Annotated in this window: 15 protein-coding genes and 1 tRNA gene; 11 read left to right on the top strand and 5 right to left on the bottom strand. The window is 57.3% G+C overall.

What is annotated here, in order from left to right; genetic code table 11:
* Positions 1–133: 133 nt before the first annotated feature.
* From AC3EMD_RS22280 to AC3EMD_RS22265, 4 genes are read left to right on the top strand one after another with little or no spacing between them, the layout of a single operon-like run.
* A complete protein-coding gene (locus tag AC3EMD_RS22280) occupies positions 134–973 on the top strand; it encodes an ABC transporter substrate-binding protein (RefSeq protein ID WP_004222836.1) in 840 nt (279 codons plus the stop codon).
* A 2-nt stretch (positions 974–975) separates the two neighbouring features.
* Positions 976–1,683, top strand: coding sequence for a 5-oxoprolinase subunit PxpB (gene pxpB / locus AC3EMD_RS22275; protein ID WP_009485116.1), 708 nt, complete (start codon positions 976–978; stop codon positions 1,681–1,683).
* Positions 1,680–2,666, top strand: coding sequence for a 5-oxoprolinase subunit C family protein (locus AC3EMD_RS22270; RefSeq protein WP_004222841.1), 987 nt, complete (start codon positions 1,680–1,682; stop codon positions 2,664–2,666). The genes pxpB and AC3EMD_RS22270 overlap by 4 nt, the downstream gene beginning before the upstream one ends.
* Positions 2,667–2,676: 10 nt before the next feature.
* Positions 2,677–3,447 (top strand): 5-oxoprolinase subunit PxpA, encoded by a 771-nt coding sequence (locus tag AC3EMD_RS22265; protein WP_004222843.1) that lies wholly within the window; start codon positions 2,677–2,679, stop codon positions 3,445–3,447.
* A gap of 223 nt (positions 3,448–3,670) precedes the next feature.
* Here the strand turns inward: AC3EMD_RS22265 and AC3EMD_RS22260 are convergent, their stop codons facing one another.
* Positions 3,671–4,873 carry a pyridoxal phosphate-dependent aminotransferase gene (locus AC3EMD_RS22260; RefSeq protein ID WP_004222844.1) on the bottom strand — a complete coding sequence of 401 codons (1,203 nt, stop codon included), beginning with the start codon at positions 4,871–4,873 and terminating at the stop codon, positions 3,671–3,673.
* A 355-nt stretch (positions 4,874–5,228) separates the two neighbouring features.
* On the opposite strand from AC3EMD_RS22260, the gene nac reads away from it, so the two are divergent.
* From nac to AC3EMD_RS22230, 6 genes are all read left to right on the top strand, one after another.
* Positions 5,229–6,152 (top strand): nitrogen assimilation transcriptional regulator NAC, encoded by a 924-nt coding sequence (nac, locus tag AC3EMD_RS22255; RefSeq protein ID WP_277451175.1) that lies wholly within the window; start codon positions 5,229–5,231, stop codon positions 6,150–6,152.
* Between the two features lie 117 nt (positions 6,153–6,269).
* Positions 6,270–6,710: an acetyl-CoA carboxylase biotin carboxyl carrier protein gene (locus AC3EMD_RS22250; RefSeq protein ID WP_009485113.1), complete on the top strand. Its 441-nt coding sequence runs from the start codon at positions 6,270–6,272 to the stop codon at positions 6,708–6,710.
* Between the two features lie 113 nt (positions 6,711–6,823).
* On the top strand, positions 6,824–7,576 hold the full coding sequence (locus AC3EMD_RS22245; protein WP_009485112.1) for an SDR family oxidoreductase: 753 nt from the start codon (positions 6,824–6,826) through the stop codon (positions 7,574–7,576).
* Between the two features lie 23 nt (positions 7,577–7,599).
* Positions 7,600–8,295, top strand: coding sequence for an amino acid ABC transporter permease (locus AC3EMD_RS22240; RefSeq protein WP_004222853.1), 696 nt, complete (start codon positions 7,600–7,602; stop codon positions 8,293–8,295).
* Between the two features lie 5 nt (positions 8,296–8,300).
* On the top strand, positions 8,301–9,062 hold the full coding sequence (locus AC3EMD_RS22235) for an amino acid ABC transporter permease (protein WP_012968869.1): 762 nt from the start codon (positions 8,301–8,303) through the stop codon (positions 9,060–9,062).
* Between the two features lie 9 nt (positions 9,063–9,071).
* Positions 9,072–9,809, top strand: coding sequence for an amino acid ABC transporter ATP-binding protein (locus AC3EMD_RS22230; protein WP_020316552.1), 738 nt, complete (start codon positions 9,072–9,074; stop codon positions 9,807–9,809).
* 834 nt (positions 9,810–10,643) lie between these two features.
* On the opposite strand, the gene AC3EMD_RS22225 is transcribed toward AC3EMD_RS22230, so the two are convergent.
* The 3 genes from AC3EMD_RS22225 to proB form a co-directional block, all read right to left on the bottom strand.
* Positions 10,644–10,716: transfer RNA gene (locus AC3EMD_RS22225), tRNA-Thr, on the bottom strand.
* A 113-nt stretch (positions 10,717–10,829) separates the two neighbouring features.
* The gene (proA, locus tag AC3EMD_RS22220) at positions 10,830–12,083 is read right to left on the bottom strand and encodes a glutamate-5-semialdehyde dehydrogenase (protein WP_022065078.1); all 1,254 of its coding nucleotides are present in this window, start codon (positions 12,081–12,083) and stop codon (positions 10,830–10,832) included.
* Between the two features lie 10 nt (positions 12,084–12,093).
* The gene (gene proB / locus AC3EMD_RS22215; protein WP_008805306.1) at positions 12,094–13,197 is read right to left on the bottom strand and encodes a glutamate 5-kinase; all 1,104 of its coding nucleotides are present in this window, start codon (positions 13,195–13,197) and stop codon (positions 12,094–12,096) included.
* Positions 13,198–13,486: 289 nt separating this feature from the next.
* On the opposite strand from proB, the gene phoE reads away from it, so the two are divergent.
* The gene (gene phoE / locus AC3EMD_RS22210; protein WP_008805307.1) at positions 13,487–14,539 is read left to right on the top strand and encodes a phosphoporin PhoE; all 1,053 of its coding nucleotides are present in this window, start codon (positions 13,487–13,489) and stop codon (positions 14,537–14,539) included.
* 45 nt (positions 14,540–14,584) lie between these two features.
* Here phoE and AC3EMD_RS22205 read toward each other — a convergent pair whose 3' ends face one another.
* Positions 14,585–15,151, bottom strand: a complete 567-nt coding sequence (locus tag AC3EMD_RS22205) for an NlpC/P60 family protein (protein WP_004222859.1) — start codon at positions 15,149–15,151, stop codon at positions 14,585–14,587.
* Positions 15,152–15,174 lie beyond the last annotated feature (23 nt).

Raw genomic sequence — 15,174 nt, 5'->3', positions numbered from 1 at the left:
CAACAGCGTTTCCCTCTTACCCATCACCGAAACAATGTCGATATAGTCGCGATAAGTGGTTAGCCATACCGGCGAAACGGGAAACCTTTTACCGGGTGTCGGTACTCTTTTATCCAGACCGAGGAAAACAATAATGAAACTGAAGCGAAATGCGGGTTTAGCGCTGGTTCTGACGCTGGTAGCAGTGTCCGGGGCCGCGCGCGCCGACATGCTGGCGGATATTCATGCGCGCGGTGAGCTGAAGTGCGCGGTCTATTCCGATGTGCCGCCATTTTCTGCCCCGGATCCAAAAACCCGCCAGTTGGTCGGGATGGACGTTGAACTCTGTCATGCGCTGGCAAAACAGATGGGAGTCAAGGCGCAGCTGGTTCCTACTTCCGTGGAAGCGCGTATTGCTATTATCGCCACCGGGCGAGCCGACGTGCTGATCGCCAACCTTGCCTATACCAAAACACGTGGCCGCCAGATTCAGTTCAGTGACCCTTACTACGTCGCGAAAGAGATGCTGTTGGTAAAAGAGGCGAATGCCGATAAAACCCTTGCCGATTTTAAAGGCAAGCGTATCAGCGCCACCAAGGGCACTACCTCTGAACAATCCATCGTGCTGAAGGGCGGCAAACCGGTTACCTTCCAGGACGCGGCGTCGGCGTTCCTTGCCCTTGAACAGAATAAGGTGCTGGGTTTCGTCACCAACACTATGACCGGTATCAAAATGATCGGTCAGGCAAAAAAGGACGGCATTAATCTGGCGATGATTAAAGAGCCGATGGCGCTAGAGCCTATAGGCGTGGGGATGAAGCAGGGCGAACCGCAACTGCTGGCCAGCGTCAATGAAAGCCTGAAGGTGATGGATGACGACGGGACGATCGACAAGATCTGGAATACCTGGATTGGACCGAATACCGAATACAAAATGGTCCGCGAAGAACGGGTACAACCGTTGTCCAGCCTTACGTTCGAACCGCTGGAATAAGTATGACGCCGACATCGAAAACGTTGTTACCCGAGCGCCGCGTTGAAATTCATGCCAGCGCTCCGGCGCGGATTTCCATGATGGGCAGCCGGGCCTGGCTTATCGAAGCGCCGGGTGCCTTTGACCTTCCGGCACAGCGCCGTATCTGGTCTATGGCGCAGAACCTGCAACAGTGGCCGGCGGTGGAATCCCTGATCCCCGGCGTGACCAATTTACTGGTATTGCTCCATGACACGCCGGAGGAACCGACGGCAGTGGAGCGCCGGTTACACGAGTACTGGCTGTCCGCGCAGGCGCTCAACCTCGAAGGGCGGCAGATTGATATCCCGGTGTGCTACGGTGGCGAACACGCCACCGATCTCGAGGCGGTATGTCGGCATACTGGTTTTTCCGCCCGGGAAGTTATTCGTCGGCATTCGCTGGGGGTCTATACCGTGGTCGCGCTTGGCAGTGCGCCGGGGTTTGGCTATCTCCATGGTCTGGATCCGCGTCTGGCGACGCCGCGTAAAAAGGTGCCTTCGCTGAATATGCTCAAAGGGACGGTCACTATTGGCGGGCCACAGGCGGGGGTGTCGGTGTTGACCGGACCGAACGGCTGGAATGCAATCGGCTACGCGGAAATTGAGGTATTCAACCCCCACGCCGCCATTCCTGCATTGATGGCGCCAGGCGATATCATCCGTTTTCTGCCTGAGAGAGTCGAACTGTGATTGAGATTGAACAAAGCGGATCGCTAAATACGATTCAGGATTTAGGCCGTCCGGCGTGGCGTCATCTTGGCGTCTCAGTGAGCGGGGTGATGGATCCGCTGGCACTGCGCGCCGGTAACGCCCTGCTGGGAAACGAGGAGAATGCGGCGGCCATCGAAGTTCAGATGTTTCCCTTTCGCGTGCGTTTCCTGGCGGACACCTGGATCGCGCTCACCGGCGCCGATTGCCGGGCAAGGCTCGACGGCGATGAACTACCGGCCTGGTGGGGCTGCGCGGTACGTAAAGGACAGGTGCTTGAGTTGCGTTTTCCCCGTCGCGGCGCACGCGGCTACTTATGCGTGGCAGGGGGCATTGATGTCCCTCTGGTTCTGGGCTCGCGCAGTACCGCTCTGCGTGGCGGTTTCGGCGGACTCGAGGGGCGGCAACTACAGCGCGGCGACGTGCTGTCCTGTGGTCCCTGGCAGGGGGCGCCACTCCCGGATTCCGGGATTGGCATTGAGCCGCCGGAAGTGGCCTTAAACGCCTTTTTCCCGCGCAACGCACAGGGCGATGTCCAGATCCGAGCTATCCCCGCTGGCGAGTATCCGTTGTTTGCCGCTGATGCATCGCGGTTCTGGAGCCAGGCGTGGAAAATTTCGCAGCACAGCAACCGAACCGGCTATCGCCTGGCGGGAGAGCCTATCCTGCCAGCCGAAACGGTTGAAATGCGCTCCTATGGCCTGATACCGGGCATCGTACAGGTTCCGCCGGCCGGCGAACCGATTATCCAGTTAAGCGATGCCAACACCGCGGGAGGCTATCCCAAAATTGCCTGCGTGATTGAAGAAGATCTCTGGCGTCTGGGCCAGCTCCAGGCGGGGCAGTCAATTCAACTGGTACAGGCCGATACGTCTACCGCCATCGCCGTGCGGCAGGAAATTGAACGTTGGCTGCAGCGTTTGCGCGTCAGCATAGCGCCGCTGGTCAAGGTCGTTGGTTTATAAGGAACTCAGCATGAAAATTGATGTGAACTCTGATATGGGAGAAGGTTTTGGCGTCTATCAGCTATGTGATGATTCAGCGCTAATGGATAAGGTCTCTTCCGCCAACATCGCCTGCGGTTTTCACGCAGGGGATCCGGCGATCATGACGCGGATGGTACGCCTGGCGAAAGTGCGCGGCGTGGGGATTGGGGCCCACCCCGGTCTGCCGGATCGCCAGGGCTTCGGGCGCAAAGAGATGGCGTTCTCTGCCGATGAGATCTGCCAGCAGGTGGTATATCAGCTTGGCGCGCTCTCTGCCATTGCCCGCGCCGAGGGTACCCGGGTAGTTCACCTGAGTTTTCACGCGGCAATGGGCAATATGATTAACCGTGACGATGCGCTGGCGCTGCAGGTGATGCAGGCCGTCGCCCGGATCGATTCGCAACTGATTATCTTCTGCCAGCCGGATACTATCATTGAACGGGCGGCACAGGCTGCCGGATTGCCGGTGCTGACGCTGTTTCTCGCTGACCGGGCCTACGACGATCGTGGACAACTTGTCCCGCGCGGTATTGCCGGTTCGCTAATCAAAGAGGAAGCGGCGGTGCGCGCCAGAGTACGTCAGTTTCTCCAGCAGGGAACGGTGACCACTTTTAGCGGCAATACGCTGTCGATACGTGCGCGTTCGATCCTGGTCCATAGCGATACCCCGGGCTCGCTGGCGCTGGCGACGCTGGTTCGTAGTGAGATTGAAGCCTGCGGTGCGACGGTAGCATCCGCGGCGGAGGTGCTGGCGCAGTAAAGCCTTTTCCCGTCACGAGGGGGGCAAATCGCGCCCCTGACCACTACCTGTTCTCCCTTTACGTTATGCGCTCTCGGACCCACGGTCAGTCAAAACCCATTGGCCATCCCGCCAGGTATGAATCCATCCCGGCGCCCCTCTGGAACGATAAAAAATGCCTGCCGGGTCAGACGCCAGGCAGGCATTTCACTCTGCTTAGCGCGCACAATTTGCGCGCTACAGCTTAACGGCAACCCGCGCAGAAGGCCGCGAGGCGATCGCAACCGGTTTGCAGGCGTTCCATACTGGTGGCGTAAGAAAGGCGGAAGTAGGGGCTCATGCCGTAGGCTGCCCCCTGTACCGTCACCACGTGCTGCTCCTCAATCAGCGCCATCACAAAATCGGCGTCGCTGGCGATAAAATGGCCGCTGGCGCTGGTTTTTCCGATAAACGCCTCGATGTTGACGAACAGATAGAAGGCCCCCTGCGGCTTATGGCATCGCAGACCGGGAATTCCGGCAAGACGCTCAAGCACGTAATCGCGGCGCTGGCGATAGATTTCCGCCCGTTCTGCCAGCAGACCCTGCGGGCCATCCAGTGCGGCGACGGACCCCGCTTGTGCCAGGGTCGTCACGCCGCCGCTGTTTTGCGTATTGACGTTGCTCATCGCCTTAATCAGCGTCAATGGGCCACCGCAAAAACCCAGCCGCCAGCCGGTCATTGAATAGGCTTTCGAGACGCCGTTCACTGTCAATACGCGATCGTACAGCCGGGGCTCCACCTGTGCCAGGGTCCAGAATTTCACGCCGTCATACAACAGATGCTCATAAATATCGTCGGTCATGATCCAGATATGCGGATGACGCAACAGCGTCTCACCGAGTGCCAGGAGTTCGGCATGGGTGGCGACCGATCCAGTCGGATTGCTGGGATAATTCAGCAGCAGCCATTTGGTCTTCGGCGTGATCGCTGCTTCGACGTCCTGCGGCAGTGGTTTAAAACCGTACTCTTCATGACAGGGTACTGGCACCGGTGTGCCGCCAGCGAATTTAACGATGTCGGCATAGCTAATCCAGGATGGCATGGGGATGAGTACCTCATCGCCGGGGTTAATGGTCGCCATCATAGCGTTGAAGATAATCTGTCGGGCGCCACCAGCGGTCAGGATCTGGCTGATATCGTAGCGTAGCTCATTGTCGCGCAGGAACTTGCGCTGGATGGCCGCACGCAACGCTGGCGTGCCGTCCGTCGGCGGGTAGCGGGTATCCCCGGCGCATGCTGCGGCATAGGCGGCATCGATCACGTGAGGAGGAGTGGGAAAGTCCGGTTCGCCGGTAGACAGACCAACGACATCGATTCCCTGCGCGGCGAGATCGCGTGCTTTTTGCGTCATGGCGACGGAGGCGGAGACGGTAACATTTTTGAGACGATCGGCTATATCAGGCATGAGGCTGCGGTTCCTGGTTCTAAGGTCAGCAAACCCACACGCGGCGCAGAATAATCCACCGTGTGCGGCGAAGGAGGTTAATACACATCAGCCAGCATAGAGGGGGGCGAAGGTGGCAAGCTAATAGCGCTTTGTTGTGGGGACATAACGCAATGCGATGACCGAAGGAAATCGTCCTCCTGGCACTCCGTTGACAAACAGGTATATGCCGCTGCACTCCGACGGTGCAAAGGCAGCGGCGTTGAAGTGTGGGTTGTCTGAAAATGGCGGCGCTATTGGCTGCCTGTGGTGCTCTTAGGCTATGGCACCGATCTTGCTTGCCATCAGAGATACGTATTGATGTGGGACTGCTACTATGAATCTTCGCCGCCTGAAATATTTCATTAAAATCGTCGACGTCGGGAGCCTGACGCAGGCCGCTGACATTCTGCATATCGCTCAGCCGGCGCTCAGCCAGCAGCTGGCGACTCTGGAAGGCGAAGTCGATCAGCAGCTATTAATTCGTACCAAGCGAGGGGTGACGCCAACCAACGCCGGAAAAATTCTCTATACCCACGCTCAGGCGATTCTGCGCCAATGCGAGCAGGCGCAGAGCGCCATCGACGGTGCAGGCCAGGCCCTGAGCGGTCAGGTTTCTGTCGGGCTGGCGCCGGGCACAGCTGCCCAACTGCTGGCGATCCCGCTGCTGACTGAAGTCCAGCGCCAGCATCCCGGGGTTGTGCTCTATTTCAATGAAAATTTTGGCACCACCCTCAGCGAATTAATTATGAGCGGTCGGATGGATATGGCGGTTATCTACGGTGACCGTGATATTCATGGATTGCGTTTTCTACCGCTGATGAAAGAAGAACTTTTTTTCGTCTGTCCGCACGCGCTGGGGGAGCCCCGGCGCGAAATCTCCCTGGCGGAGGTCGCCCGCTACGATCTGTTTCTACCGCGGATTTATAACATTATGCGTAAAGCCGCGGACGACGCCTTTACACTGGCCGGACTGAGCTACCGGGTGAAGTGCGAGATTGAATCGCTGACCACGCTTAACGCCGCGCTGGCGGCGGATCTCGGCGGCACCATCATGCCGGAGTCCGCGGCGCGCACCATGCTCCAGCCCGCCAATGCCTGGATGGCGAGAATTGTCGAACCCAATGTACTCACCTCGCTCTCGTTCTGTATGTCCGATCATCTGCCGCTTTCGCAGCCCGCGGAGGCGGTGAAGGGGATTTTGCTCTCCCTGATGGCGCAGCGGACTGAGGACAACCGGCCGCTAACCCTGGTGGGATAATAAGTCCCCCTTATTGCCTCAAAGCGAAACCCTCTTATCAACCCTTCCGATCCCCGCGCTAGAGTCACTACTCTGGCGCGCGGCATAGCCGTGCTCTGACCCTTGCGCGATGGAATCATGATGGAAAAAGAACTGATAGCTTTTGAGGACGTGCGCCAGCTGGCGCAGAAGATGCATAACGCCGGACTGCGGGAGCTTGAGTGGCGCGGCGCGGACTGGTCGGTTCGCCTGCGCTACCCCAGTGGCAAAACGATGGACGAACCGCCGCCTCTGCCGCCGCTGGGGGCCGAAACCCGCCCGCTATCGGTGTGTTCCCCGATGCCGGGACGCCTGTTGCTGAGCCATCCCAGCCATGGGGAGGCGTTCGTCAGCGAGGGGCAGCATGTTGCGCCGAACGATATCCTCGCGCTGGTGCAGGTCGGGCCGCTCTATTTGCCGGTGCGCAGCCCGGTGGCCGGGACGCTCAAAAACCTTGTGGCGCCGGCGGGGAGCCGGCTGGAGTACGGCAGCGAGATCGCGCTGCTGCTGCCCACAGATGCCGCTTCCGCGAAGTTATAAGGACCCCTTATCGGGCCAAACTATTTATGTCTTATCCCCGTTGGACATAACTGCATACAGTCAGAAAAACAACGTCAAAGGCAGATCGGTCTGCCGCAACAGGAGAGGCTCATATGCCATTTTCAGATTATAAAGTGGCCCTGGTGACCGGCGCTTCCGCTGGGATGGGGGAAGCGATTGTCGAACGCCTTTGTCAGGAAGGCATTGAGGTTCACGCGGTAGCACGTCGCCATGAACAGCTTGCCGCCCTGGCGGACAGAACTGGCTGCATTCCCCACGCCGTCGACGTCGGCGATCTATCGGCGCTGACCGCACTGTGCCAGGGTCTGCAGGTCGATATTCTGGTGAACAACGCCGGCGTTTCTCATCCGGGATCGATTCTCGATGCCGAGGCCGACTGGGTCAACACCCAGGTGGATGTCAACCTGCGTGCCGTGCTGCACCTGTGTCGTCTGTTGGTACCGGGAATGGTGGCGCGCGACTGCGGTCACGTCATTAATATTACCTCCATCGCTGCGATTTATAACTTCAATGGCAATTCCATCTATCACGCCACCAAAGCAGGAGTGCACGCGCTGTCGCGTCAGCTGCGCGTCGATTGCTATGGCAAGCGGGTACGAATTACCGAAATTTGCCCCGGGCGGGTGGCGACGGAGATATTCGGTAACGTATCCGGCGATCACGAAGACGCCCGCCGTCGCTTTATCGATGGTTTCGAGCTGCCGGAAGCAAAAGATATCGCCGACTGCGTGGCCTTTGCGCTCGCCGCGCCGGTGGCAGTCAACATCGGCAATATTGAGATCACGCCGACGCTGCAGGTACCCGGTGGGCTATCCACGATGCGTCCTGGTGACCGTGAGTCCTGAATGACGGCAAACGAGGAGGATATATGGCACTCGACTTCAGTAACGTGATGACTGGCCACTACGGCCAGATGATTATTGATGGCACCGTCGTCACTCTGGAACTGGCGTTGGGTGCATGGCTGCTGGCCATGTTTATTGCGCTGGTGCTGGTGATGATCCGTCTGAGCAACAAGCGCTTCGCGCAGCTTTTGGTCGCGGCGTATGTATCCTATCACCGCAATGTACCGACGCTTATTCAGCTGATGATGTGGTATTTCGCGATTCCGACGCTGCTGCCTGAGTCGTTGCAGATGTGGGTCAACGAGATGAATGCGGAGTTTCTGTTCTCGCTGGTCGCGCTGGGATTGTGCCAGGCGGCCTATTTCTCTGAAGACATCCGCAGCGGTCTGCGTGCCATCCCCGAAGGCCAGAATGAAGCGGCGAGGGCGCTGGGAATGGGATATTTGCGCGCCATGTGGCTGGTGATTCTGCCACAAGGGATCCGTAATGCGTTGCCATCGGTGATTAACCACACCGTGCTGCTGTTTAAAAATACCAGCCTTGCAATGGTCATTGGCGTCACCGAGTTGACTTACGTAACGCGCGATATTGAAAACCAGACCTTCCGTACCTTCGAAGCTTATATGGTGGCGACGGTAGGCTACCTGGCCTTCTCTTTGTTGCTGATGGGGATGGGGGCGCTGCTGGCCCGTCGCTTTCAGCGCGCGTATGCGAGGTAATATGTATGTTTGATTTTTTCACGATTCTGCATGATAACGGCCTGTTGTTGCTGATGGGGCAATATCCTGATGGTCCGCTTGGCGGTGTGCTGTGTACCTTGCTGGTGTCGCTGCTGGCAGTGCTGTTCGCCTTCCCGGTCGGCGTGCTGTTGTGCCTCGCTCGCCTCTCTCCGTGGCGCTGGCTGAGCTGGCCGGTCACCTGCTGGATCTATCTGCTACGCGGTATTCCTCTGATGATGGTGGTGTTCTGGACCTATTTCTGCGTGCCGTTGCTGATTGGCCACAATATTAGCGGCTTCAGCACGATGCTGTGTACGCTGGTTATCTACGAGAGCGCCTACATCGCTGAAATTGTGCGCGGCGGGATCCAGGCGCTGCCTTCAGGGCAATATGAAGCCTCCCGTGCGCTGGGAATGGGGCATGTGCGGGCTCTGCGCCTGGTGATTCTACCGCAGGCGTTGTACAACGCGCTGCCAAGTCTGGTCAGTCAACTGGTGTCGATTATCAAAGATAGTACCCTCGGCTACGTTATTAACGTTCCGGAGCTGACCTATGCGGCCAACCAGGTCAGTAATCAGCTGCTGACAAAACCGTTCCAGGTCTTTGCCATCGTAGCGCTGAGCTACTACATCATTAATTTTAGCCTGACGTGGCTGGCCAATCGCCTGGAGCTGCGTATTGCCAGCAGGAGGCAACGTGCACAGTCCGCTATGGGAAAGCCGGTCATGCCGCTGGTTCTCGACCCATCACCATCACAAACTCAATAAGGAGCAACCATGCGACCGATGATTCTGTTCAATCAGGTGAATAAATGGTACGGGGAATATCAGGCCCTGACCGACGTCAGCGCCGAAATAAAAAGCGGTGAAGTGGTGGTGGTGTGCGGTCCTTCCGGATCCGGCAAATCGACGTTAATCCGGACGGTCAACCGTCTTGAGCCCATCGAAAAGGGACAGATCCTGTTTGACGGCGTCGATATTCATGGCTCGAGCACCAGGCTGAACCAACTGCGTACGAGAATCGGCTTTGTCTTCCAGAGTTTCAATCTGTTTCCGCACGTTTCGGTGCTGGAAAATATCATGATGTCGCCAGTGAAAGTTCTCGGCGAGAAGCGTTCGGAAGCCCGACGTCATGCCGGGGAACTGCTGGAAAGGGTGGGACTATCGCACAAGGCCGACGTTTATCCGGCACAGCTTTCCGGCGGCCAGCAGCAGCGGGTGGCTATCGCCCGGGCGCTGGCGATGAAGCCGCCTGTCATGCTGTTTGACGAACCGACATCTGCACTCGACCCGGAGATGGTCGGCGAGGTGCTGAGCGTGATGCGCGGGCTGGCGCAGGAAGGGATGACCATGATGTGCGTTACTCATGAAATGAACTTTGCGCGTGACGTAGCCGATACGATCTGGTTTATGGATCAGGGACAAATACTGGAAAAGGCTGATCCGGATAAATTCTTCACCGCGCCACAACATCCGCGCGCGCGACGTTTCCTCAATGATCTACTGCTCCATTAGGCGTAAATTCACTAATCAAAGAACAGGTAGGAACTTTTCAGCCTTATAACGCCTGATGAATTTCATCGGGCGATTTGTATTGTCGTGGCTGTTGTATTGTACATTTCTACTCTATCGACTTTCTTGCCTGTACCAGAGAACATCGGTAGGCATCCATTTTCGAGGTGCCGCAGATACAGATTCTCGACGGTCGTTCCGATAGCATTCATCCGGGCTCAAGCATTCAAATGGATAAGGATCATTTACCGTTGCTGGAAGACCAAAACCCGGTACGACGAAGCGAGATACTTTCTGGCACTGGAAGAGTGAAAATCTCCCTTACTAATGCCGTAAAAAGCTTGTCGAATGTCTCAGGGCGTGAAGCGGACGTTACTAACATCTATATGCATCAATCTGTGGGGAGCAGGTCAAGGCGACTACATCAGTGTTCAGAAGGATCACACCTTATCAGGGTGCTCGTGTACCTTTCAGAGCGTGAGCGAAGCGCTGGCAGAGCCTGCATGTCGTGTGCAGGTACGTTTACCACTATTCACCTGTTTACGTGGCTCATACGGCCACACATTGGGCTTAAATGCGTGTGATCAATCTGTTTCGGGAGGATTTAGAGACGTTGGCAGCGTCATCAGCTTCGAGTTGATAGCGGTTCGTGTGGACTGTTCACGCTTTGTACCTGTTCGAGCTTTACAACTACAGGCCGCTACGTGCTAACATCCCTGAGTAGCCACTGTTAACCATAGCGGCAACTGTTGGTCATACAATCCCTTAAAAGAAGATCGTAACTTGAGAGAGAGCTACTATTTAACTTATTGTTTTTAATGGTTTTTGTTGTGTGAGTGCCGATAATAGGAGTCGAACCTACGACCTTCGCATTACGAATGCGCTGCTCTACCAACTGAGCTATATCGGCCCTGCAAGAGGTGTTCACGAGCGTGAATCACGAGGCAAAAGGTTAGAACTTAGCGGGCGATGCGTCAATAGCCAGTGGAATCAACTGCCTATTTTTGCATCGCCCGTTCTCATTTACGCACGAATGGTATCGTCGCCGAAACCAATCCACTTATAGGTGGTTAACGCTTCCAGCCCCATCGGGCCGCGGGCGTGCAGCTTCTGGGTGCTGACCGCTACTTCCGCGCCGAGGCCGAACTGGCCGCCGTCGGTGAAGCGCGTGGAGGCGTTCACGTAGACGGCGGAAGAGTCCACTTCATTGATAAAGCGGTTGGCGTTACGCAAGGTGCGGGTCAGGATAGCGTCGGAGTGCTGGGTGCCATGTTCCCGAATATGGGCGATAGCCTCATCCATATCGGCCACCACTTTGACGTTCAGATCCAGCGACAGATACTCGTCGTCATACTGCTCCGCTTTCACCGGCTCGACTTTCGCCGGGCCGTTCTGCAGCGTGGGGAGGGCGGAAGGGGCGGCATGCAGGGTGACGCCGCTCTCGGCCATCTGCTTGCTCAACGCCGGCAGGAAGGTGTCGGCGATGTTGCGGTGCACCAGCAGCGTTTCCACGGTATTGCAGGTGCTCGGCCGCTGGGTCTTGGCATTGACGATGATCTTCAGCGCAGGGGCGATCTCGGCGGTTTCATCAACGAAGATATGGCACACGCCAATCCCGCCGGTGATCACCGGGATCGTTGACTGCTCACGGCACAGCTTGTGCAGGCCAGCGCCGCCGCGGGGGATCAGCATATCGATGTATTTATCCATCTTCAGCATTTCGCCCACCAGCGCGCGATCCGGGCTCTCAATGGCCTGTACCGCGGCGGCCGGCAGACCGCACTCCTGCAGCGCCTGCTGGATCACCTTCACCGTGGCGGCGTTGGTGCGCCAGGTCTCTTTCCCGCCGCGCAGGATCGCTGCGTTGCCGGTTTTCAGACACAGGGAGGCGACGTCGACCGTCACGTTGGGTCGCGCTTCATAAATCACGCCAATCACCCCCAGCGGGACGCGGCGACGTTCAATACGCAGACCGCTGTCCAGCAGCCCGCCGTCGATCACCTGGCCGACCGGATCGGCCAGATTGCACACCTGGCGCACATCGTTGGCGATGCCGCTCAGACGCGCCGGGGTCAGCGCGAGGCGATCAAGCATCGCTTCACTCAGGCCATTGGCGCGAGCTTCGGCTAAATCTTCCGCGTTGGCGCGCAGAATATCGTCGGTCTGCGCTTCCAGATAATCGGCGATCTTTTCCAGTACCTGGTTCTTTTCCCGGCTGGAGAGTAACGCCAGCTGCCAGGAGGCCGCTTTGGCGGCAATGCCCATTTGTTCCAGCATTTTCAGCTCCTTAACGGATGATCATATCATCGCGGTGGACGGCCACCGGGCCGTATTCATAGCCCAGAATGGCATCGATTTGCTGCGAGTGCTGGCCGGCGATAAGGCGCAGCGCATCGCTGTTGTAGCGGCTAACGCCGTGAGCGATATCGCGCCCTTCGCTATTGCGGATGCGGATCACTTCGCCGCGGGAGAAGTTGCCGCTGACGATTTTGATGCCTTTTGGCAACAGCGAACTGCCTCTTTCGAGGATCGCCTGGGTCGCGCCCGCATCGACGGTCAGTTCACCGGCCGGCGGCGCGCCGAAGATCCAGCGCTTACGGTTCTCCAGCGGAGACTCCTGCGCGTGGAAGCAGGTGCCCACCGGCAGGCCTTCCATCGCGTGGCCGATGACGTCCGGGCGGTTGCCAGCGGCGATAATGGTATCAATCCCCGCGCGGCAGGCGACATCCGCGGCCTGCAGCTTGGTGCCCATGCCGCCGGTGCCGAGTCCGGAGACGCTGTCGCCGGCGATGGCGCGCAGCGCGTCGTCGATGCCGTAGACGTCTTTAATCAGCTCCGCCTGCGGGTTGCTACGCGGGTCGGCGGTGAACAGGCCTGGCTGGTCGGTTAACAGCAGCAGCTTATCTGCCCCGGCGAGGATCGCGGCCAGTGCGGAGAGATTGTCGTTATCGCCCACTTTGATTTCCGCGGTGGCGACGGCGTCGTTTTCGTTAATGACCGGGACGATGCTGTTATCCAGCAGCGCGCGCAGAGTGTCGCGGGCGTTGAGGAACCGTTCTCTGTCTTCCATGTCGGCGCGGGTCAGCAGCATCTGGCCAACGTGAATGCCATAGATAGAAAACAGCTGTTCCCACAGCTGGATCAGACGGCTTTGTCCCACCGCCGCCAGCAGCTGCTTGGAGGCGATGGTGGCGGGCAGTTCCGGGTAACCAAGGTGCTCGCGCCCGGCGGCAATGGCCCCGGAGGTCACGATGACAATACGGTGTCCCATGGCGTGCAGCTGTGCGCACTGGCGCACGAGCTCAACGATATGGGCGCGGTTCAGGCGGCGGGACCCGCCTGTTAAAACACTGGTGCCCAGTTTTACCACCAGCGTCTGGCTTTCACTCATGATTCTCTGCCGTTCAAAAGGAATATCGATATCGAGCTGATGTTGTAGCAGGAGTCGGCCCGCTTGCCAACACCCGGGGCGGCGGGCGCGCCATTTTATTGCGCGGGATCGGGCATTCTGGAGAGGGGATGTGACAAAAATATGTCAGATACATTTAAATACTCTTTTTTATAAAAAGTTCCACCTTGTCATAAATATTTAATCTCCCGGCGTTAAAAAACCTCCTGTTTTTGATGGGCGAGCGCCCGCAATTGAATAGCGCGTATAAATAAATCACCAGGACTGAATAATGAAAAAGAGTACTCTGGCATTAATGATGATGGGCTTTGTGGCTTCAACAGCGACGCAGGCAGCGGAAGTTTATAACAAGAACGCGAACAAACTGGATGTGTACGGCAAGATCAAAGCCATGCACTACTTCAGCGATTATGACAGCAAAGATGGCGATCAGACTTACGTGCGTTTCGGTATTAAAGGCGAAACGCAGATTAACGACGACCTGACCGGCTATGGCCGTTGGGAATCTGAATTCTCGGGCAACAAAACCGAGAGCGACTCGAGCCAGAAAACCCGTCTGGCATTCGCCGGGGTGAAGCTGAAGAACTACGGCTCCTTCGATTACGGTCGTAACCTTGGCGCCCTGTACGACGTGGAAGCCTGGACCGATATGTTCCCGGAATTCGGCGGCGATTCCTCTGCCCAGACCGATAACTTTATGACCAAACGCGCCAGCGGCCTGGCGACCTACCGCAACACCGATTTCTTCGGTCTGGTGGATGGCCTGGATATGACCCTGCAGTACCAGGGTAAAAACGAAGGCCGTGAAGCGAAGAAACAGAACGGCGACGGCGTTGGTACCTCATTAAGCTATGATTTCGGCGGCAGCGACTTCGCCGTCAGCGCGGCCTACACCAGCTCCGACCGTACCAACGATCAGAATCTGCTGGCCCGCGGCCAGGGTTCGAAAGCGGAAGCCTGGGCGACCGGCCTGAAATATGACGCCAACAATATCTACCTGGCGACCATGTACTCTGAAACCCGCAAGATGACCCCGATCAGCGGCGGTTTTGCCAACAAAGCGCAGAACTTTGAAGCGGTGGCGCAGTATCAGTTCGACTTCGGTCTGCGTCCGTCCCTCGGCTATGTGCTGTCGAAAGGGAAAGATATTGAAGGGGTGGGTAGTGAAGATCTGGTTAACTACATTGACGTGGGCCTGACCTACTACTTCAACAAAAACATGAACGCCTTCGTGGATTACAAAATCAACCAGCTGAAAAGCGATAACAAACTCGGCATCAACGATGACGACATCGTCGCGCTGGGTATGACCTACCAGTTCTGATTAACCGCAGAACCACCCGCCGCAGCCCTGGCTGCGGCTTTTTTTTTAGCGGCGATTCTTCGCCAGATGCAGGGTGTCGCTGTTCATGGTGATCTGCGCGTTATACTCCTTCGGCAGACGACGCGCCTGATAGAACGCCGATTCCCAGTAAGGGTTGTCCAGCGAAGAGCGCATCACGCCCTGGCTGCTCGAGGCGTGAAGGAAATTATGATCGGTATCGTAAAAGCCAACGTGCATCCCGGCCCGGGTGCGGAAGAAAACCAGATCGCCGGGACGTAAATCGCGTTTATTGACCCGCACGCCCATGTGCAACAGCTCGCGGGTGGTGATCCGCTCCATCGGCAGGTTAAAGCGATCCTTCAACGTGCGCCAGACGAAACCCGAGCAGTCGACGCCGCTTTGTTCAGTACCGCCCCATTCATAGGGGGTTCCCTGCCAGGTGTGCATCTGATCATGCAGGGCCGCCACCACCGGGATCAGATCGTCCGATCCGCCGTCAATGGTCATATCCGCATGAGATTTTGTGTTCTTTGCCTGTTTCGGTGAGGAGGAGCATCCTGCCAACAACAAAAAAGGAATTAAAAAGAGAGCATGCGTCAGTTTTGGCTTCATATCGTTATTTTCGAAGTAGCAAG

The sequence above is a fragment of the Klebsiella sp. PK18 genome (assembly GCF_057784655.1).
Note: the sequence above shows the minus strand (reverse complement) of the source record. Positions and strands in the feature narration are given on the sequence as shown.